The sequence below is a fragment of the Gordonia sp. YC-XJ4 genome (assembly GCF_059511865.1).
In genome coordinates, this window is record NZ_CM183447.1 from 797,427 (window position 1) to 816,748 (window position 19,322).

A 19,322-nucleotide genomic window follows, 5' to 3' on the forward strand; every position below is an offset into this window, starting at 1 on the left:
TCAAGACGAGGCCGCGAGTTCACTGCGCCCGATCGCGCCCGTTGCGGGTCGCCGGGCGATGTTCGTCGTCGCGCGGTATGCCGAGGTCGGCCTCGAGGTCTTCTTCGACGAGGGTGAAGTCGGCGTCGCAGAATTCGTTCTCGTTCGGGGACATCTCCAGACGCGCCTCGTCGTCGAACTCTTCTGCGCCGTAGTCCTCCTCGTCGAAATCCTCACGGCCGCGGCGCCATCCGCCCTTCATCGGTGGTGCCTCGCCGAAGTGGTCGGGATCACCGGATCCGTACCAGGCGACGAGAACGGCACCGACGACGGCGCCGATGAAGCCGACGACGGCCAGCCACCCCAGGCCGGGCTTGGCGGTGTCGCCGAGGAACAGCACTCCGACGAGACTCGGTCCCGCGGTCTCGCCGACCACGAGCACCGCGGTCACCCCGTTGACCGCCCCGAGCTGCAGGGCGACGGTTTGCACGAAGAACCCGCAGGCGCCGGCGACAGCGATGGTCCACGCGGCCGGGTCGAGCAGCAGAACCTTCAGGTCGAACGGGTGCACGCCGTCGAGGATGCGGACGGCGATCGCGATCACACCGAAGAGCAGACCGGCCATCGCGCCACCGACGATCGCGCCGTGGCGTCCGAGCCGGTACACACCGAGCAGTGCCAGAGCCGACAACAGGATCGTCGCCCCGAACAGACCCCAGTGGATGGTGTCGGCCTGGCCCTCGCCGGTGGTGTGTGAGGAGGAGAAGCCGAGCAGGCACAGCGAGAACACGACCAGCCAGATGGCGATCCAGTCGCGGGTGTGCAACGCGATGTTGAGCATGATCGTGCCGAGCAACGCCGTCACGACGAGATTCGCCGAGACGATGGTCTGCGACAGGAACAGCGGGAGGAACCGCGCGGCGACCGCACCGCCGGCGAATCCGACGATAACCATGACGGTGCCGAGGATGAAGGAGGGGTCGACGAGGGTCGACATGGTCGACTGCAGTGACGGGCCGCCCGCGGCATTGGTGCCGACGACGCCGTCCTCGCGTTCGGTCTGCGCGACCCGGCGCGCTCCGAGCGCTCGGAGCACCGTCGACATGCCGTAGGCAACGGCGGCCAGCGATGCCGAGATGACGCCGATCACGAACAGCATCGCCGCACCCCTTCCGCCCGACCGAACGTAGCCAACCTAACAATCCAGAGAATCCCAACGATGACCGCGGGTCCGCTATTCCATGTAATCCGCCTCCGCCCGCTCAATGCAATCGATTTGTACCCTTTGCCCGACTGTCGTCCCCTGGATCGGCGGCGTAGCGGTGTGAGGTGAGTATGCGGCAGGGGTCCGACAAACCACGGCGGCCCGGCAGCCGTCGCAGACGCCGGGGCGAGCACGCCTACACTCGCCCCGTGGCCTTCTCCGGTAAGCACATCCTGATGACCTTCGGCCGGTCCTTTCTCAGCCTGAACCTGGCGCGCCTGCTCGCGGCGGCCGGGCATCGGGTCACCACCGTCGACTCGATCCCGGTGGCGCTGACCCGGGTCTCGAAGGCCGTCGACTCGTTCCACCTTGTCCCGCCGCCCAAGTTCAAGCCGCAGGAATACTGCCGTGAACTGGCCAGGATCGTCGTCGACGAACACATCGACATGGTGATCCCGATCCACGAAGAGACCGACATCCTGTCGATGATGCGGGGACTGTTCCCACCTGACTGCGAGCTCTTCCTGTCCGATTTCGAACTCGAGAATCGGTTGCACAACAAGTACGACTTCCAGGAGATGCTCGTCGAGCACGGCATCGACACCCTGAAGTTCGCGCGGCTCGACGGTCCGGAGGACATCGACAAGCTCGATTTCACCGGCCCCTTCGCGGTCAAGAAGTGCTACTCGCGCGGCTCGCAGAAGGTGCACAAGGTGTATCCGGGCGATCGGATGGAGTGGCTCGATCACGATCCGAGCAATCCGTGGCTCGCGCAGGAGTGGCTGACCGGCGATCGCTACTGCACGTACTCGGTGGTGCGGGAGGGCAAGATCTTCGCGCACGCGACCTACCCCGTCGAGTACGCGATCGGTGGCAGCTCGTGCCTGTCCTTCGTCTCGGCGCAGCACCAGACGATCTTCGACTGGGTCGAGAAGTTCCTCGCCGACACCGATTTCACCGGGCAGGTCGGCTTCGACTTCATCGACCACCCGGAAAAGGGGCTGTACTGCATCGAATGCAATCCGCGTGCCACCAGCGGGATCATGATGTTCCGGCCGCACAATCGCGTCGATGAGGCGTTCTTCGGTGAGAACGACGAATTGATCGTCCCCGATGACGACGTGCACACCATGATCAAGGTCGGCATGACGATCTTCGGGTGGCGTGAGGATGCGCGGCAGGGACGAACCATGCGGCAGTACTTCCGGGACCTGCGCGGATTCGACGACGTCATCGGTGTGCGCGGAGACCGGCTGCCGGGTTACGCGCTTCCCGTCGCCTACCTCGGAATCGTGCGCAGCTGCCTGAAGTACCGGGTCGGCCTCGCGGAGGGCTTCATGCACGACCACGAGTGGGACGGGCACGTCATCTGAGGTCCGGCGGTATCCGACACCCGGCGGTGCTCGGCGCGCCGAATCGGCGGCGCTGTGTTTTTGTGTTCCGGTGACCATCCATCTCGGCCATCTGATCCACATCACCGGTGCCCCGACGCTGCAGGAGGCCCCCGCGGCGTTGGTCGACATCGCCGACGGCGCACTGGTGATCGACGACGCGACCGGCATCATCGTCTACAGCGGTCCGCGCGCCGGCCTGTCCGAGGACGCCGACGGCGTCACCGTCGACCATGGTGACGCCTACCTGATCCCGGGATTCGTCGACGCCCACATCCACTTCCCGCAGACCTATTCGCTCGACGCCTACGGGGGTGGGCAATTACTGGAGTGGTTGAGCACCTGCATCTTTCCCGCCGAGGCCCGGCTCGCCGACCCGAAGTTCGCACAGCGGATCGCCCGTGACTTCACCGCACGACGGATCGCCACCGGCACAACCGCGGCCATGGTGTTCGGGTCGGCGTTCGGCCACGCCCAGGACGCGTTGTTCACCGAGACCGCCCGGGTGGGGCTGCGACTGGTCAGTGGACGTGGAATCCAAACGGTCGGACCGGATTCCGCCGAGCCGCTGCTCACCTCCGAGGCCGACGCCATCGCCCTGACCCGCGCGGAGATCGAACGCTGGCATGGTGCCGATACCGGCGACCCGTCAACGTCGTTGTTGCACACCGCGATCGTGCCACGGTTCACGTTGTCGGTGACCACCCAGACGTTGCGGGCACTGGGCGAGTTGTATGCGGAGGTGGCCGATACCGGGGTGTATGTCCACACCCACCTCAACGAGAACAATCGGCCGGGCACCGGTGAGATCGATTCGGTGAAACAGCTTTTCGAGGTCGACACCTACCTCGACACCTACGACGGGAAGTTCCTGCCGGGCTCGGCGCACGGGGGAGAGAGTCTGCTGGGGCGTCGCACGATCCTGGCGCACGCCGTGCACTGCACCGACGCCGAACTGGATCGGATGGCGCAGACCGGGACGTCGATCGCGCACTGCCCGACCTCGCAGCTGTTCCTCGGATCGGGCACGATGCCGTGGCGCAGAACTGTCGGTTCCGGGGTGACCGTGGCGGCCGGAAGTGATTGCGGTGCAGGCGATGAGTGGCTGATCTCCCGCGTGCTCTCCGATGCGTTCAAGGTGCACATCTCCGAGCCGGGAGACGCGGGTGTGTCGATCCATCCGGCGCAGTTGTTGTTCACCGGAACGCTGGCCGGCGCGCGAGCTCTCGACGCCGAGGATCGGTTCGGCAACCTCGACGTCGGCAAGGAGGCCGACTTCCTGGTCATCGAGCCGTGGCGATGGCCGCCGCTGGAAGTGGTCCTTGCGAACGGGATTCGGGCCGACGACGCCGATCTGGCCCGCGAACAGGAGTTGTTCGCGTTGTTGATGGCGCTGCGTGAACCGGCGATCGCCGAGGTCTACGTCCGCGGCCAGCGGGTGAGCCCGGACGAGGGGTGAGCCCGGATAAGGGACCCCCGGCCGGTCGTGAATCAGCGGGCGGGAAGGGTGTCCGCGGGGACGGCGTCGTCGGAGTGCCCTGCAGATGGGGCGGTAACCCCGGACTGGGCGATGATGCCGACGAGTGCACCGATCCCCGCGGCGCAGGCCACGAGTACGAGCACTGCGGCGAGTGCGAGAAATTCCATGTTGGTCATGTGTTCCCATTGTCCGTGGCGAGGCCGTCACGTCCACTCACCAGCGCATAAGGTGTCCACACTCACCTGTCCGCCGCGGGTGTGATCTGGCGCGGATCGGCCCGTTTCGCTTCTCGGTATTCCAAGCTGAATGCGGCCGATCATGCCGAGTTCGTCGCCGCGATCGAGCGCGGGACGGTCTCGGCGATTGCCGAGTACTGAACTCGCACAGCGGCTCTCGTGAAGTATCTCCGCTGAGACACCGCACGGGCCGGACACGATTCGAGGGTCACTCGAGGTGTGTCCGGCCCGTGCGTTCACACGATGCGGCAGGGTTCACCCGCGCATCGGGCTGACTGTGATGCTCCGGCTGCAATACTCCGGCTCGGGTGTGCGCCGGTGTTACGGAGCCCAGGTCCGCGGTGCGGCGTCGGCGGTGTCGTCGGCAGGAGCGGTGACCCGATGGGCCCGGTTCACCGCGGACACCACGGCGCGCAACGAGGCGGTGGTGATGGACGAGGCGACGCCCACACCCCACACGGTCTCACCGTTGACCTGCGCCTCCACGTACGACGCGGCGTTGGCGTCGCCGCCGGCGGTCATCGCGTGCTCGCTGTAGTCGAGAACCCGGACGTCGAATCCGACCGTCGCCAGGGCGTCGACGAAGGCCGCGAGCGGACCGTTACCGGTTCCGCTGATCTCCTTCTCGACGCCGTCGACCTTCACGACTGCGGTGATGGTGTCGTCGCCGCCGTCGACCTCGGAGGCGTCCACACGCTGGCGCATCCGCTCGAGCGGACGCACCGGGTGCAGGTATTCGTCGGCGAAGACGTCCCACATCTCCTTCGGCGACACTTCTCCGCCCTCACCGTCGGTGAGTTTCTGGATCTCCCGGCTGAACTCGATCTGCAGGCGCCGCGGCAGGCTCATGCCGTGATCGGTCTTCATGATGTAGGCCACGCCGCCCTTGCCGGACTGGCTGTTCACGCGGATGACGGCCTCGTAGCTGCGTCCGACATCCTTGGGATCGATCGGCAGATACGGTACCGCCCAGGTGATGTCGTCGACGTCGGAGTCGTCGGCATCGGCGTCGACCTTCATCTGGTCGAGGCCCTTGTTGATCGCGTCCTGGTGGCTGCCGGAGAACGCGGTGTAGACCAGGTCGCCGCCGTACGGGTGACGTTCGGGGACATTGAGCTGGTTGCAGTATTCGACGGTGCGCCGGATCTCGTCGATGTCGGAGAAGCTGATCTGCGGATCGACGCCACGGCTGAACATATTCATGCCCAGCGTCACCAGGCAGACGTTGCCGGTGCGCTCACCGTTGCCGAACAAGCAGCCCTCGATACGGTCGGCGCCCGCCTGATAGCCCAATTCCGCTGCGGCGACCGCGGTTCCGCGGTCATTGTGCGGGTGCAGACTCAGGATGATCGAGTCGCGACGAGCCAGGTTGCGGCTCATCCACTCGATCGAGTCCGCATACACGTTGGGGGTGGCCATCTCCACGGTCGCCGGCAGGTTGATGATCATCGGCTTGTCCGGGGTGGGGGCGATGATCTCGGTGACCGCGTCGCACACCTCTTTGGCGTAACTCAGCTCGGTGCCGGTGTAGGACTCGGGGGAGTACTCGTAGCGCCAGTTGGTGTCGGGGTACTTCTTCTCCTCCTCGAGGACCCGGCGTGCGGCGTTGGTGGCGATCTCGGTGATCTTGCCCTTGTCGGCGCGGAACACCACGCGACGCTGCAGGACCGAGGTGGAGTTGTAGAAGTGGACGATCACGTTCGCCGCGCCGCGACACGCTTCGAAGGTCCGCTCGATCAGTTCGTCACGGCACTGGGTGAGGACCTGGATGGTGACGTCGTCGGGGATGGCGCCGTCCTCGATGATCTCGCGGACGAAGTCGAAGTCGGTCTGGCTCGCCGAGGGGAATCCGACCTCGATCTCCTTGTATCCCATCCGGACCAGCAGGTCGAACATGCGACGTTTGCGGGCGGGACTCATCGGGTCGATCAGCGCCTGGTTGCCGTCGCGCAGGTCCACCGCACACCACAGGGGTGCGCGGTCGATGACCTTGTCGGGCCAGGTGCGGTCGGGAACCGATACCGCCTCGACCTCGTCGGCGAAGGAGCGGTAACGGTGCACGGGCATCGCCGAACTGCGCTGCTTGTTCCAGACCGGCTGATCGGCGGGAATGGGTCCCGTGGGCTCGACGATACGACTCGCGCCCGAGGTGAAGGTGTCTGCTGCTGCCATCATTGGTCAATCTCCGAAAGTCAAAGAGGGAAGATGACCGGCGCATAAGAAGGCCCGCGACGGAGGGCCGGTCGATTCAGACCCCGCCGCGGCAACCGAGAAGGAGCGCGCGCTGCATGCGCTCGACAGTACTCCTGGTGGTCGCGACGGATCAACCACGGGGTGGCTCGCCCCTCGGTCGCCACCCGGCCGGGGCTTACGGTGCCGGGGGACCCAGGAGCAACCGGCGCTCGGTCAGCATCCCGACGAGCGTCGGGTCGAGCGATCGGCTCTGATCTGCACGCCAGCACCATGACAGTGTCTCGTATCCGACCTGACACACCGCCACGTGGTGGGCCCAGTGCTCGCGCGCCCATGGTGGTTCGTCGCCGGCCGCATCGGTCGCGGCCATCTCCGACTCGAGCAGGGTCCACTGCAGGTCTCGGCGGGCGATCAGCGATTCCGGTGCTCCGACGGGCACCATCGTGACCGTCTCCAACACGTGGTCGACGTCGACGAGTACGGCGTCATCGGCGCGGATGGCGCTGCGCCGATGCAGGTGGGCACCGACCAGCCACATCGAGGCGATCGCCAGAACCACGCCCACCAGGGTCTCCAGGAAACGATCGCGGACCGGGACGGTGATGTCGGCCGACGGGGTGCCCATGAGCATCGCCAGCGGCGTGATGAAGGTGACCGCCACCGCGTAGTTGCCGACGATCGTCAGCTCGATCAGCACATTGAGCACGGCGATGACGACGATGAGCGCGGGAACGCCGAGATCGAGCAGATGGAGGGCTGCGAAGACCGCAAGTCCGACGACGGTGCCGGCCAGCCGGTGAGCGCCGCGGATGACCCCGCGAATCCGATCGGGTCCCAACTGCAGGACGAGTACCGCGCCGAGGATCGCCCAGTCCGGCCGGGTGAGGCCGACGACGACCGAGATCGCGCCTGCACAGAACGCCGAGACGATCACCCGGCCGGTGGTGATCTGGGCGTGGCTGAACGGGGCCGTCGCCATGCGCAGGCGGTGAGCGACCGTCGGCCGACCCAGCGGCGGGGAGATCGCCAGCGGGTCGCGAGCGCCGTGCAGTCGATGCATCGACTGCCAGAGCTGTTGTGCCAAAGCGGTATTCGTCGCCGCTGCGTCGTGCAGCACGGTCCACGCATGCAGCGTCGACAGGGCGACGCCGTGCCGTCGGGCGCGATCGGCGCCACGATTGCCGTCCAGGTAGTCCTCCACCGCCGCCATCGCGGCAAGGGTCGCCGAGGTCTCCGGGCCGTGGGGACGCCACAGGCCGGGCGCCATCGCCACGATCAGGGAGCCGACGCCACCGGCGGTGGTGGCGACGACGAGCGGACCGAGATCGACGCCGTGGCGCGTCACCACGGACGCGACCGCCGCGGTGAGTATGAAGAAGAACGGACCGGGTGGTCCGAGGCGCAGCGCATTGACCCCGAAGGTGACCAGCGCTGCACCGCAGACCAGTAGTGCGACGATCACCAGATCCTCGGATGTTGATGCATCGGGTCCGGCCCACGCACCGAGCGCGCCGTATCCCGCGGACGCCGCCACCAGCAGGACTGCCGCGGTGAGCACCGCCCGCCACCGAACCCGGTAGGGGCGCTTTTCGCCGTACAGAGCCGCGAACCCGCCGAGGGCCGCGAGAAGTGCATCCCGCTCGAAACCCACGAGATACAGCGCCGCGGCGGGTATCGCGAATGCCAACCCGGCCCGCAGCGCCGCAGCCCATCGCCCGCGGATGTCGGGGACGGCGAAGAACGCGCGTCTGATCGACGGACGCGGGGGTGGCGCGGGGCGGGGGTCGGCGTGGGGCATCGCCGACTCACTCTAGAGCGCACGATCGCTGCGGTCACCGGCGATCAGCAGCACGAGGACAGCCGCCTCCCAACATCGGCTCATACGGTTGGCTCCAGTCGATCGCCGCTTCGAGTCGATCGCCGATGACATCAATCCCGAAGGAGTCGAGAGTCCCCATGCGTAAACACATCCGCCGCCCGGTGTTCCGTCGACTGTCCATAGGTGTGGTCGGTGTCGGCATCGTCACCGCCGCCGCATCCGGTGGCGTGGCCACGGCCGCGCCACCGGCCCCTGCTCCTGTCACCGCGCCGATCACTGCGCCTGTCGTTCAGAAGTAGAGCGCGGGTCGCGAGGCCTCTTCCGGTGGTCGAGCTACCCGCCCTACCCGATGGTCGTGACCCTTCCGATGGTCGAGGTGCACGGCGCCCCCAGGCGCCGGGCCTCGAGACCCGGTGAGACAACAAGCGTCCCAACCACATCGAGAGCACGACAGACGAAACCGCACCCCTTACCACATCCCACCGACAGAAAAGTCGAGCCGAAACACGTTGTCCACAAGCAGAATTGATCAAGAATACCCCTTGCATCGAACATGCTTTCGTGTAGACTGGAGCCATCACACCGATCAGCCACTGGGGAGGGGCTCATGATCGAATCCGCCGAAGCTCTTGACGCCGAGGCGATCTTCGCCGACATCGTCAGCCAACTCAGCGACCTGCAATGGAATCCGGACATGACCGGGCCACAGGCTTTCGGTGCGATGAAGCAAGTCCTGCTGCTCCGCAATCTGGTTGATCACCACGCCACCACCCTCACCGGTGAGATGGACCGGCTGGGCGTGGCCGATCACAAGACCACCCGACTGCGGGAGTTGTTGATCAGCATGGGTTTCGCACCGGCCGTCGCAGGTCGGTATGTGCGGATCTCGGCCACCACCGATGTGGATCTGTTGTTGGCGCACGCGGCGGATGGGTCCATCTCGTCCGAACACGTCGATGCCATCGTCCGCGGATTGGCGCACATCGACACCCGCTCCCCAGAACCCCTCGACACCGTGCAACGGTGTGAGTTCCTGCGGAAACTGCTGTCGCACTACTTCGCCGGTTTCACCCCCGCCGAGATCAATACCTACACGCGGCAGTTGGGCAACGAACTGGCGGCCGAAACGCCTGGCGGGTTGCCAGCTGCGGAGGACAAGACGATCAACTCCTACACCGACCGCATCACCGACGACGGCCGGTTGGAAATCTCGGCGAACCTCGACATCGTCGCCGGCGAGAAAACCAGAACTCTGATGGAAACCTTGTCGGCGCCCAAGCCCCAGCCCGACGGATCCCCGGATCCGCGAACACCCGAACAGATCTGTGCGGCCGCGTTCGAAACGATCGTGGAGTTGGCGGCACAAGGTTTGGCCGACACCACCTTCTCGGCGAAACCCACCAACGGACTGTTATGGACGTGGTCGGCGGACAACCCCGCGCTCGGCGGCGATTTACAGAACATGGGTGCCATCACCGAAGCCACCGCCAAGTAGTTGTCGTGTGACACCACCATCACCAAAATCATGCTCGACCCCAACGGGGTACCCCTCAGCGTCGGGGAAGCAAAACGCTTCTTCACCCCCGGACAACGGAAAGCCCTACTCGTGCGGGATCGCGGGTGCATCAAATGCGGAGCCCACGCCGGACGCTGCCAAGGACACCACCTCACCCACTGGAGCAAAGGCGGTCCCACCGACCTCGACAACGGCTGCCTACTCTGCACCAGCTGCCACGACGACGTCCACCACCACGGATGGGACATCATCATGGGATTCGACCGACACCCCTGGCTGATCCCACCCGCCAGCATCGACCCGAAACGACGACCGGTGCCGTCCTACCACCGCAGAACCATGCGACTCGACGACGCAGCAGCCTGACCCGAAGCGCCTCTACTACAGCCTGATTCCCCGCACCCGGCCCGGCCGGGACCGCATCTGTTGTTTGAGAACTCCATAGAGAATTCCCCACCCCCGATGGTCGAGGTGTCGTGCCCGTGGCCCGGAATCCCGTCGGCACAAGAGGTCTCGAGGCCCGGCGCCAGGGGCGCCGTGCACCTCGACCATCGGATGGGAACGGCCCGAGCATCATTGATCGACGGTCGAGGCGTGAGGCCCGTCGCTGGCGCTCCTCGGCACCTCGACCAACCTCGATCAGCGGGTGGGGAGGGCCATCGGGTGGGGAGGGTCTGAGTACCCGATCATCGGGCGGGAAAGCGTCAGCATCCTTCGACGGCGAGTTGTCTTCCCCCCGATGGTCGAGGTGCGAGCCGCGTGCGGCGAGCCTCGAGACCACCTGCGTTCGATCAGGGTGCGGGCAGGGCGACCGGTCGCGGCTCCCGCAGTCGGCCGTGAAGAGCGGTCAGCAGACGGGCGATGACGTCGTCGGCGACTGGGCGAGCTGGGTGGCGCACGCGCAATTCGAGACCGCTGTCGGAACGGGTGAACCAGAACTGTGCCGTGTCGGTCGACGTCACTGCCGAGATGTGTTGTGCGCCGGGAAGCGCAGGCCCGAACTTGCGATAGTCCAGGTACGACACCATGAAGATGTCCTCGGTGGGCAGATGCGGACGACACTGCGTCAGAACGTGATCGAGAGGTAGGCCGGCCAACTCCGAGGCGTGACGTAACCACGTGGTGGCACTGTTCGGGTCGCCGGCATTCACGACGACCGGGGCGTTGGACACCAGCCACCCGGCCGTGGAATGCCACCCGGATGTCCGAGGTCCCCGGGTGTGTATCGGTATCAGCGTCGCCAGGCGCTCCGGACCACCCACGTCGGCGACCGCGGCGGCCAGTGCCGACAGGATCGTCGCAAACGACGAATCCGGCAGCAAATCAGTGCATTCGGAGTCATCGAGCAACGGAACGACGACAGTTCGTTGTGGTGCGCGGCCGGCACCGAGGCACAGAGGAAACGCCGGAACGGCACCCTCGGTGAGAGCGAAGAAGTCGTGCCACACCTGCATGAGCCGCGTTGAGTCCGCGTCGTCGCAGCGGTTCGGTGACGACGCTGCGGCAGCGTCGGTCAGACAGCGATCGGCATAGCTGAGTGTCGGACGCCGCGGCGTCGTCGGGTCGATGTAGTACTCGCACAAGCGGCGGAGGACCAGGTCGATGGTGATCGCGTCGGCGTGCGCATGGTCGAACGCGCAGATCACCGTGTCGTCGAGGATTCCGAAGAAGACGCCGGGAACATCGCCGGCACGGCAACGCTGCGTGAGCAAGGACTCCACGAAACCGTGCCACACCCGCCCGACCACCCTGGGGCGGACCTGCAATTGCGTTGCGTCGAAAACGTCTTGCGTCGGGACCACCGATACGGTGAAAGACGCTCGGAGGGCATCATGTTCGCCGAGTAGGCGGGCCACCGCACCCGCGACCCTCGACGGATCGGGATGCGCGTCGGGGAGGGTGACCGTCCCGGCCAGCCATGCCCCGCGACCACTGCGCTGCGCCCGCAGATGATTGCCTTGATTGAAGCCGACGGGAAGCCCGCGGCGAGCGGGCGCGCCGACCCAGGTCACCGACAACTCGGTGAGGGTGCCGGTCAACTCGACCTGATCGATGGCGGTGACCCGCATCAGCCGACCTCCACGGTATCGGCCGCCACGGCGGCGGCGAGAATGTCTCGGAGCGTGCGAAACCAGCGGCTCACCGAGTCGGCGGCCACCGGGTTGTCGGGGCGCTGGGTGGTGATCCGGAGCCCGTCGTCATCGCGGGTGATCCACAACGACGCATTGCCGGTCCGGCCCTCGCCGGTGAAGACGAGGAGATCGGAGGTGGCCGGCGGTGCCGGAAACCACCGGAGATCCAGATAGGTCACCATCTGCGGGCTCGCCACGACGGCAGGGTCGATGGCACCTTCGGCGAGGAGAACACCCAACGCGGCATGGACCGGATCGTCGGCGGCCGTACGAGATCGGGCAAGTGCAGCGGCCGCGTCGTCGAGAACGTCCGCAAGCGTGTCGCCGGTCACCTCGAAGCCGAACGGTGTGAAATTGCAGAACCATCCCTGGGAGCCGGCGTACTCGTCGGCCCGCCTGGTGCTGACAACGGTTGCGGTTGCATACCATTCGGCGCCGGTCACTGCGCGCTGCGCGAGTCCGAGTGCCGCGTAGATCACCGCTGTCATCGAGGTGTGGTGCGCGGTCGCCAGCGCGGCGAGCCGGGCCGTCGTCTCACCGTCGGCGAGGTCATCGCCGTGGATGTACACGGGTTGCGGAATCACACCACAGGCGTCGGAGTCGAGGCCCAGAGGTAGTGGGAAGGCGGGGATCGTTCCGCCCGACCGTCCAAGAACCCGCCGCCATTCGGTCACACCCGGTGATAGCGGCGAGATCTGTGCTGCGCGAGCCGCTTCGGCGGCGACGTAGTCGAGAAAGCTGTCATGGGCATCGGTGACCAGCGGATTGTCGAGCGAACCACGGTAACGGGCGAGGATTTCGGCGATACCGAGAATCTGCGACGCACCATCACCGTAGGCGTGATCGATGCCGTAGTACAGATCGAACGATCCCGGACGCGCCACCGCACCGAACGCGCAGCCCGGCCACGAATCGAACACAGCCGCGTACGGAAGATGTTGTGCCAGAAGCTGATGCGGATCGATCTCGCCGAGTACTGACGCCGTGAACTCCACGTCCGCGACGTCGACGACGTAACGCGTGACCGCTGAGCCGTCGAGACGGAACGATGATCGCAGACCCTCGTGGGCACGGACGAACTCCGTCAGCGCCGTGGTCATTCGTTCGGTGTCGAGATCGTCGTGCACGGTGACGACGCTGCAGGTGAAACCGCGGTGCTCGCGACCGGCCTCGCGGTGCCGGAGCGTCGCGGAGATGTGGTCCTGCTGAAGGAAAGACGGACCCACCGGATGTGGCGGAGCGGCGGCCGCTGCAGCGAGCGACCTCTCCGACGGCGCCCAGCACACGACGTGACCGGCGGCGGGTGTCCACTCCCGAGCCGCGCCCAGTCTCATCGCCGCTCCGCTGAGCGCGTCGTCGACATGGTGCGCTCCGTCGGCGCGCCGGTGTCCAGCGCCAGTTCTCCGCGATCGGCGACCTCGAGCAGAACCGCCCGGAACTCGGCGAGCAAAGCGTGGATCGATGTCGTGGCGATCTCGTTGTTGGGGAAGCGAAGGGAGATGTTGATCCCTTCATGTGTGCGATTGATCCAGAGGTAGACCTCGTCGAGGTTGTGAATCCGGCTGCGTAGCGCTCGATCCCGATCACCCCAGGAGTCGGCACCGGGCACATGTCGGCCGTCGACGTAGGAGACCGCGAAGCGTGGCGCCTCGGTGATGCCGAGCAGTGACGCGATACGCGGATGCGGCGTGTGTGCGAGCGCTGCATGCCTACGCACCCCGCTGCTCACCGAAGTCAGGGCAGCACTGAAGGTTTCGGCGCCTTCGAGTGACAAATCGACCGGGACCAGACCGACGTACCAGCCGGCGGCGGCCAACGACTGCGGTTCGGTGCGCGTGTGCATCGGCATCACGAACCGGAACGACGAGTCGCCGGTGAGCCGTTGAATCGCGACCGCGAGTGCGGTGAACGCACCGCCGGACATCGACGCACCGTGATTCTTACAGGCCGCGGCGAAGCCCCTGGTCTCCTGCGCGGTCAGAAGCCACCGGGAAATGCTCGACTGCCATCCCGCGCCGTCGGCCACCGCCCCGGTGGGTTGCGTCGGCAACGGCAGGCGGGGCATCTGCAGCCGGCCATCGTCAGTGGTGAGGAAGCATCGCCACGCCTGCACGGCAGGGTGATCGGCGGTCATGGTTTCCGCGGCTTGGAATTCGCGCGCGCAGTGGTCGACGTACGAACCGCACGACGGCAGCGCCGGTGCCCGACCCTCGACGAGCGCCCGATGGATTTCACGGAACTCCGCGATGAGCAGCAGCTGGGTGTAGGCGTCCATCACCGAGTGATCGGCGGCGACGATGACGGTGACTCCTTTCGCCGCCTCGATCGGGCTGTCGGGCTCGATGGTGACAGCCACGACGTGCGGCCACCGCACGGCGCTCACCTCACGGGCGAAGAAGCGCTCGAGATGCCGGTCGACACCGACACCGGGCGGCGGGGCCTGCTGTACCCGCGCGGAGATCGTCACCGATTCGGCCACCGCAACCACCCGGGCGTGGGTGTCGCCGCGCCGGGTGACGGTGGTTCGGAACGCGTCGTGCCGAACGATCCATGCGCGCAGCACCGCGGCGAACACCGAGTGGTCGAAGTCGCCGGGTAACCGGAATGCGGTGCCGATCCACGATCCCAGACCGAGGTCGCCGGAGTCCGGCGCCGACTCCGAATTATAGAGGTGCGCAGTGTGATTGGGCGACAGCGGTCGATCGTCGGATTGCCAGCGGTCGGGTTCGACCGTCGGGATCCACTCGGTAATCCGGCCCGCAGGGACCGGATAGTCGGCGAGCTCTGTGTACTCCATGACATCCCCCGGGGTGACTAGACGGACGGACGGAAACGGCGTGCGCGCGGTCCCCGTTCCGTGCGTCAACGCCGTTGGGGAGAAAGGCTTCACATCTTCTGCAGCGGTGAACACGCGTCGACAGCACCCGTCCTCGGGCCGTCGGTGGCATGTGCCGACCGCCATCCCCAACCGCTGACGGTGACACAGGTATGACAGTAGGGCCGCCGCCGCGGGGTGACCAGTGGGGAGAGTGAGACATAGGTGACGTTTCGCCGGGCTTGCCGAATCCGTGGTTAGTGATGCAAAATAGCGGGCTTTCTCGTGATTCCTCACGGCGTACGGAATCCGGTGTGTCGTTGCTCCCCGATATCGACGCGACGGTCAACCGTGGTCGTTTCCATGCGAATTCGCTGATGTGACCCAGAACCCTCTGTACGCAACCTCCTGCGCACGACGACCGAGCGCGGCCTGCCATGACGGCGCCGGCCGCGACAACTCCCATTGCGACCGCGCCCACCATGTCGGGTCCTGCGGTGACACCGGTTCCGCGGGTGAGCGGGCCGGACGAGGCGTTCCTGCTCGCCGAGGAGAAACTCGGCTATGGCACATCCATCCAATACTGCTGGGTCCTCGACGACGACCCCGGAATCGGTGCCGTCGAACGGTTCGCCGAGCAGCTCAGTCATGGACTGCTCCATCGCAGTGTGGGGCCTCGCCGGGTGCCGGGAGCGCAACGTCGGTGGTTGCGGTCACCATCTGCGCCACAGGTGATTTCCGGCGCCCGTATCGATGATGCGGCCATCGGGGCGTGGGCCGACGAGGTCCTGCGGGCCGCCGATCTCCGGCCGTCTCGCGGACCGGCGTGGCGCCTGCACACCACCACCACGACGCGAGAGCGCCGCGTCGTGGTGCTCCTGGTCTCGCACCTCGTCGCCGACGGCGAGGCCATCATGCGCGCGATCGTGGCAGCCGCGGACGGCGAGGTCGCCGAGTTGCCGGCACCGCGCAGCGCCCGAGGGGCCCGGGCCATGCGCGCCGACCTGCGCGACAGCGCACGCCAGGTGCGGGCAGCAGGGCGGTCGGCCCGGGCGGCGGTGCGTTCGGCGCGGCAGAAACGTCGGTCGGCGGTCCCCGCGCCGACAGCGGGAAACAACTCGGCTGCACCGACCTACGATCCCTACCGCGCGAGCCTGGTCACCGTCGACATCGATCGTGACCGATGGCATAGGTGCGCGAAGGCTCACGGCGGGACCGGCAACACCTTGTACACCGCGGTCACCTGCGGCGTGGTGCACAGGTCGGGAGTCCCTGTCGGAGAACAGCTCCGCGTGAGCGTCGCGGTGAGCAAGCGTGGCGGGCCCGAGGACCAGCGCGCGAATGCCTCGGGCGGGGTGTGGCTCCGGATCGACCCTCGGCACCGTTGGCCCGGCGACCTGGGATACCTTCGGGCACTGAGTCGAGAAGCGTTCGCCGCCTATGCGACGTCGGGTACCGACGTTCCCGACGACCTGCAGGCGCTGGTCCGGGTGATGCCACGCCGTGTTCTGGGTGCCGCGCTGCGCAGTGTTCCGGCACCTGACGTCAGTGTGTCCAACCTCGGGGTGCTCGACGAGAAGGTCCGCGCGATCGGCGGTGTGCCGGCATCGTCGTTCCTGCTGCGGATGCTCGTGCGCGACCGCGCGGGCCGTGATCTGGTGGTACCGGGCCCGGGTCTGTCGACGTGGATCGTCGAGTACGGCGACCGCATCACCATGACGGTCGCCGGTTTCGTGCCCGAATACCACGGCGACAGTGCACAACTCGCGGCAGTGGTCGGTGACGAGTTGTCCGCCTGGGGTCTCCCGCACAGGTTCTGGTGACATCAGCGGTGATCCACACAACGATGCGTACCGGCGCGCCCGACGCCGCGCACCTGGTCTTCCTGCTCTACGGCAGCCGAGGCGACGTCCAACCGGGCCTGTGTCTCGCTCTGGAATCGGCACGCCGCGGACACCGTGTCACCGTGGCGGTTCCGCCCAATCTGGTGCCGTTGGCCACCGCGGCCGGGGTCGGGGAGGTGGTGCCGATCGGCGCCGACACCGATCGGCAATGGACCTCGGACGAGGCACTCGACGCCCAGCGATCGGCACATCCGTTGCGTCAGGCGAAGTTCGCGATCGACACCGCACGCGCGGGCATCGCGGCGTTCGACGACGCGATGATGACGACATTTCTGGGCGACGATCCCACGATCACCGGCGTCGACGCCCTCATCGCCGCACCGCTGTGTCAGGCCCGAGGGCTGGCCGTGGCCGAGCGACTCGGTGTGCCGCTGACGGTGCTGCGGTATGCGCCGATGTCGGAGAACGCCCTGATCGGGCCGATTCCCGGGGTCACCGACGGGTGGACTCCGCAGTGGACGCGCCGGGCGTGGCGAATTCACGATGGCGCGGTGTGGTCGGTGATGAGGCACGGCGAGAACCGCTTTCGACAACGAGCAGGACTACGCCCCGTTCGCACGTCGTGTGCGCAGCGCCTGAATCTCGCGCAGATCCCCCAGATCCAGGCCTACGATCCGGGCATCGTGCCCGGCCTCGCCGAACAATGGCGGACGGGACCGTCGATCAAACCGGTGGTCGGGTTCCTCGATCTGCCCTCCCATGCGCGTGCGACGCTCGACGAAACCTCCGGAGCCGATGCCGATCTGGTGCGGTGGCTCGACGCCGGGGAGCCGCCGTTGTTCGTGGGCTTCGGGTCGATGCCGATCGCCGATCCGGCGGCGACGCGCGCGATGATCGCCGCGGCCGCCCGGCGCCACGGCATGAGATGCGTATTCGCCGTTGGTGGTCGGTCGGGGGCGCAGGGTGTTTCCTCGGATTCCGGGGTGTCATCCGGCGCCGACGAATCGTCCGATAGCTACGACGTGGCCGCGGTGAATCATTCATGGCTGCTGCCGCGGTGTTCTGCAGTGGTGCATCACGGGGGCGCCGGAACCACCGCAGCCGGTCTGCGTGCCGGCATCCCGGCGATCGTGTACTCGTTCACCGCCGAACAGCCGTTCTGGGCCGGCCGGATCGCCGACCTCGGGCTGGGCACCGGGCGGCGCTTCACCCGGCTCACCGCCGAGACGATGTTCGACGACCTGACGGTTGCGCGCAGCGAGTCCGTCCGCACCGCCGCAGCCGCATTCGCGGCGACGATGATCATTTCGGATCGTGCGGTGCGCACCGCTGCCGACATCGTCGACGCGCGCCTGCTGCAGGGAGTTGCCGGATAACCGCGGTCTGCGGGCGGTCAGGCACCCCAGAGGGTGGCAGGCAACCGCCACCGCTCGAGTTCCTCGGCGACGAGACCGCTCAGTGTCGGCTCGTCGGGTACCCGTACGGGATCGAGAGCGGTCAGACACAGGGTGACCACACCGGCACTGCGCGACGACCAACCACTGATACCACCGTCCATGCGGCGCAACGCTTCCGTGGTGGCGCCCAGCGTCATCGATCGCATGGCGACGGGACCGGGTCGGCCGAAGCCGAGGCCGGCGAAGGCGCCGCCCAGTGTTCCGAGATTCGACGCGAGGCACAGCGGCGCCCGGGCATCGGTGGCCAGACGCCGAACTATGGTGTCGCCGAGCGGTTGCGCGATCCGCCCGAGGAGTTCGAGCGCACCCGGCGCGTCGGAGACCGCGGCGAACGCGGCCTTGCTCGCCGCACGGAGTGGGCGCAGATCGCGGCGTCGTGCGGCGCTCACCCGATAGAGTGCGGTGGCGCCGGTGGTGGCGTTCGCCCGACGATCACCGGGCGTTCGCGTCGAGACCGGTAGCCCGATCGGGATCTCGTCGCCGTCGGCAACTCGGCCGGTGGCTTCGAGGACGCCGATCACCAGCGCGGTGAACAGCGTGTTGGCGGTCCCGCCGACAGCGGTTGCAGCAGAGTCGAACTCGGACTCGTCGACGGTGACCACCACCGAAGGGCTCGGCGACGGAACACCCGGCTGTCCGATCGCGGGCACCGGCTCGACCGGCGGTGCCGGCGGACGGGTGAGGGTCGCGGGCCGCGACATCAAAAGCCTTCGGGCGGCGTCGGCGGCACACAGCAGGGTCCGGGCGCCCTCCCGAACCGTGTCACCGACGCCGGCCCGGGCGTCGGTCACGTCGAAGGTCTCACCGGCCACGGCCTCCTCGACGCCGGTGATCACCGCACCGCCGTCGGCGATGACGTGTGAATTCACCCACGACACCGCGGTTTCGCCGGTGTCGTCGACGTACACGGCGGTCAGCCGCCATGCCGGGCCCACCACGGCATCCACACCGACCTCGGCCTGCCGCCGGGCCCACGCCGGTATCTCGTGCGCCGCGATCGCCTTCTCGCAGAACCTGTGGGCACCGGCGGCTCGGGTGTGAATCCACCTGTCGCGCTGCGGAAACGGTGTCCGATCCACCAGTCGGGCCAGGCGCCCGCAGCTCAGCGTCCGGCCGAGCGCCGCGAACTCACCGGGGTCGATGCGGCCCGGCAGGCGCCAGATGGCCTGGTTGACAACGGGTACGCCGAGGGCATGTTCCATGCGGAGGAACAGGTCGTCGTCGACGGTGAGGCGTTCGGGTCGGTCCGGTGACAC

The 19,322-nt window shown here is 67.1% G+C and carries 13 protein-coding genes and 1 pseudogene; 6 read left to right on the forward strand and 8 right to left on the reverse strand.

Annotated elements, in window-relative coordinates; genetic code table 11:
* Nucleotides 1–19: 19 nt before the first annotated feature.
* The gene (locus AC5ZH6_RS03435; protein ID WP_006369497.1) at nt 20–1,138 is read right to left on the reverse strand and encodes a DMT family transporter; all 1,119 of its coding nucleotides are present in this window, start codon (nt 1,136–1,138) and stop codon (nt 20–22) included.
* 254 nt (nt 1,139–1,392) lie between these two features.
* On the opposite strand from AC5ZH6_RS03435, the gene AC5ZH6_RS03440 reads away from it, so the two are divergent.
* Together AC5ZH6_RS03440 and AC5ZH6_RS03445 are read left to right on the forward strand one after the other, a co-directional pair.
* The gene (locus AC5ZH6_RS03440; RefSeq protein WP_035727580.1) at nt 1,393–2,556 is read left to right on the forward strand and encodes an ATP-grasp domain-containing protein; all 1,164 of its coding nucleotides are present in this window, start codon (nt 1,393–1,395) and stop codon (nt 2,554–2,556) included.
* Nucleotides 2,557–2,626: 70 nt separating this feature from the next.
* Entirely contained in the window at nt 2,627–4,033 is a 1,407-nt protein-coding gene (locus tag AC5ZH6_RS03445) for an amidohydrolase family protein (protein ID WP_006369499.1), read from the forward strand.
* Nucleotides 4,034–4,065: 32 nt separating this feature from the next.
* On the opposite strand, the gene AC5ZH6_RS03450 is transcribed toward AC5ZH6_RS03445, so the two are convergent.
* The 3 genes from AC5ZH6_RS03450 to AC5ZH6_RS03460 form a co-directional block, all read right to left on the reverse strand.
* Nucleotides 4,066–4,230 (reverse strand): hypothetical protein, encoded by a 165-nt coding sequence (locus AC5ZH6_RS03450; RefSeq protein WP_006369500.1) that lies wholly within the window; start codon nt 4,228–4,230, stop codon nt 4,066–4,068.
* A gap of 381 nt (nt 4,231–4,611) precedes the next feature.
* On the reverse strand, nt 4,612–6,462 hold the full coding sequence (gene leuA, locus AC5ZH6_RS03455; protein ID WP_026920375.1) for a 2-isopropylmalate synthase: 1,851 nt from the start codon (nt 6,460–6,462) through the stop codon (nt 4,612–4,614).
* 196 nt (nt 6,463–6,658) lie between these two features.
* On the reverse strand, nt 6,659–8,281 hold the full coding sequence (locus AC5ZH6_RS03460) for an FUSC family protein (protein ID WP_006369502.1): 1,623 nt from the start codon (nt 8,279–8,281) through the stop codon (nt 6,659–6,661).
* A 158-nt stretch (nt 8,282–8,439) separates the two neighbouring features.
* Here AC5ZH6_RS03460 and AC5ZH6_RS03465 point away from each other — a divergent pair, with 158 nt between their 5' ends.
* A complete protein-coding gene (locus AC5ZH6_RS03465) occupies nt 8,440–8,601 on the forward strand; it encodes a hypothetical protein (protein ID WP_155828416.1) in 162 nt (53 codons plus the stop codon).
* Nucleotides 8,602–8,909: 308 nt separating this feature from the next.
* Nucleotides 8,910–10,184 (forward strand): annotated as a pseudogene (locus AC5ZH6_RS03470) (HNH endonuclease).
* Between the two features lie 425 nt (nt 10,185–10,609).
* Here AC5ZH6_RS03470 and AC5ZH6_RS03475 read toward each other — a convergent pair.
* Genes AC5ZH6_RS03475 through AC5ZH6_RS03485 form a run of 3 tightly spaced genes read right to left on the reverse strand, consistent with a single transcriptional unit; the run spans nt 10,610 to nt 14,747 of the window.
* Nucleotides 10,610–11,887 carry a hypothetical protein gene (locus AC5ZH6_RS03475; protein ID WP_006369505.1) on the reverse strand — a complete coding sequence of 426 codons (1,278 nt, stop codon included), beginning with the start codon at nt 11,885–11,887 and terminating at the stop codon, nt 10,610–10,612.
* Entirely contained in the window at nt 11,887–13,284 is a 1,398-nt protein-coding gene (locus tag AC5ZH6_RS03480; RefSeq protein ID WP_006369506.1) for a condensation domain-containing protein, read from the reverse strand. The genes AC5ZH6_RS03475 and AC5ZH6_RS03480 overlap by 1 nt, the downstream gene beginning before the upstream one ends.
* Nucleotides 13,281–14,747 (reverse strand): condensation domain-containing protein, encoded by a 1,467-nt coding sequence (locus AC5ZH6_RS03485; protein WP_006369507.1) that lies wholly within the window; start codon nt 14,745–14,747, stop codon nt 13,281–13,283. The genes AC5ZH6_RS03480 and AC5ZH6_RS03485 overlap by 4 nt, the downstream gene beginning before the upstream one ends.
* 533 nt (nt 14,748–15,280) lie before the next feature.
* On the opposite strand from AC5ZH6_RS03485, the gene AC5ZH6_RS03490 reads away from it, so the two are divergent.
* Together AC5ZH6_RS03490 and AC5ZH6_RS03495 are read left to right on the forward strand one after the other, a co-directional pair.
* Entirely contained in the window at nt 15,281–16,588 is a 1,308-nt protein-coding gene (locus tag AC5ZH6_RS03490) for a hypothetical protein (protein ID WP_240524093.1), read from the forward strand.
* Nucleotides 16,589–16,611: 23 nt separating this feature from the next.
* Nucleotides 16,612–17,985, forward strand: a complete 1,374-nt coding sequence (locus tag AC5ZH6_RS03495; protein WP_006369510.1) for a glycosyltransferase — start codon at nt 16,612–16,614, stop codon at nt 17,983–17,985.
* Nucleotides 17,986–18,002: 17 nt separating this feature from the next.
* Here the strand turns inward: AC5ZH6_RS03495 and AC5ZH6_RS03500 are convergent, their stop codons facing one another.
* The gene (locus tag AC5ZH6_RS03500; RefSeq protein WP_006369511.1) at nt 18,003–19,322 is read right to left on the reverse strand and encodes a hypothetical protein; all 1,320 of its coding nucleotides are present in this window, start codon (nt 19,320–19,322) and stop codon (nt 18,003–18,005) included.

What these genes read in the sequence shown, in the direction of transcription:
- AC5ZH6_RS03485 (WP_006369507.1), bottom strand. Translation starts at nt 14,747, where the DNA reads ATGGAGTACACAGAGCTCGCCGACTATCCGGTCCCTGCGGGCCGGATT.
- AC5ZH6_RS03480 (WP_006369506.1), bottom strand. Translation starts at nt 13,284, where the DNA reads ATGAGACTGGGCGCGGCTCGGGAGTGGACACCCGCCGCCGGTCACGTC.
- AC5ZH6_RS03450 (WP_006369500.1), bottom strand. Translation starts at nt 4,230, where the DNA reads ATGACCAACATGGAATTTCTCGCACTCGCCGCAGTGCTCGTACTCGTG.
- AC5ZH6_RS03465 (WP_155828416.1), top strand. Translation starts at nt 8,440, where the DNA reads ATGCGTAAACACATCCGCCGCCCGGTGTTCCGTCGACTGTCCATAGGT.
- AC5ZH6_RS03475 (WP_006369505.1), bottom strand. Translation starts at nt 11,887, where the DNA reads ATGCGGGTCACCGCCATCGATCAGGTCGAGTTGACCGGCACCCTCACC.
- AC5ZH6_RS03495 (WP_006369510.1), top strand. Translation starts at nt 16,612, where the DNA reads ATGCGTACCGGCGCGCCCGACGCCGCGCACCTGGTCTTCCTGCTCTAC.
- leuA (WP_026920375.1), bottom strand. Translation starts at nt 6,462, where the DNA reads ATGGCAGCAGCAGACACCTTCACCTCGGGCGCGAGTCGTATCGTCGAG.
- AC5ZH6_RS03435 (WP_006369497.1), bottom strand. Translation starts at nt 1,138, where the DNA reads ATGCTGTTCGTGATCGGCGTCATCTCGGCATCGCTGGCCGCCGTTGCC.
- AC5ZH6_RS03460 (WP_006369502.1), bottom strand. Translation starts at nt 8,281, where the DNA reads ATGCCCCACGCCGACCCCCGCCCCGCGCCACCCCCGCGTCCGTCGATC.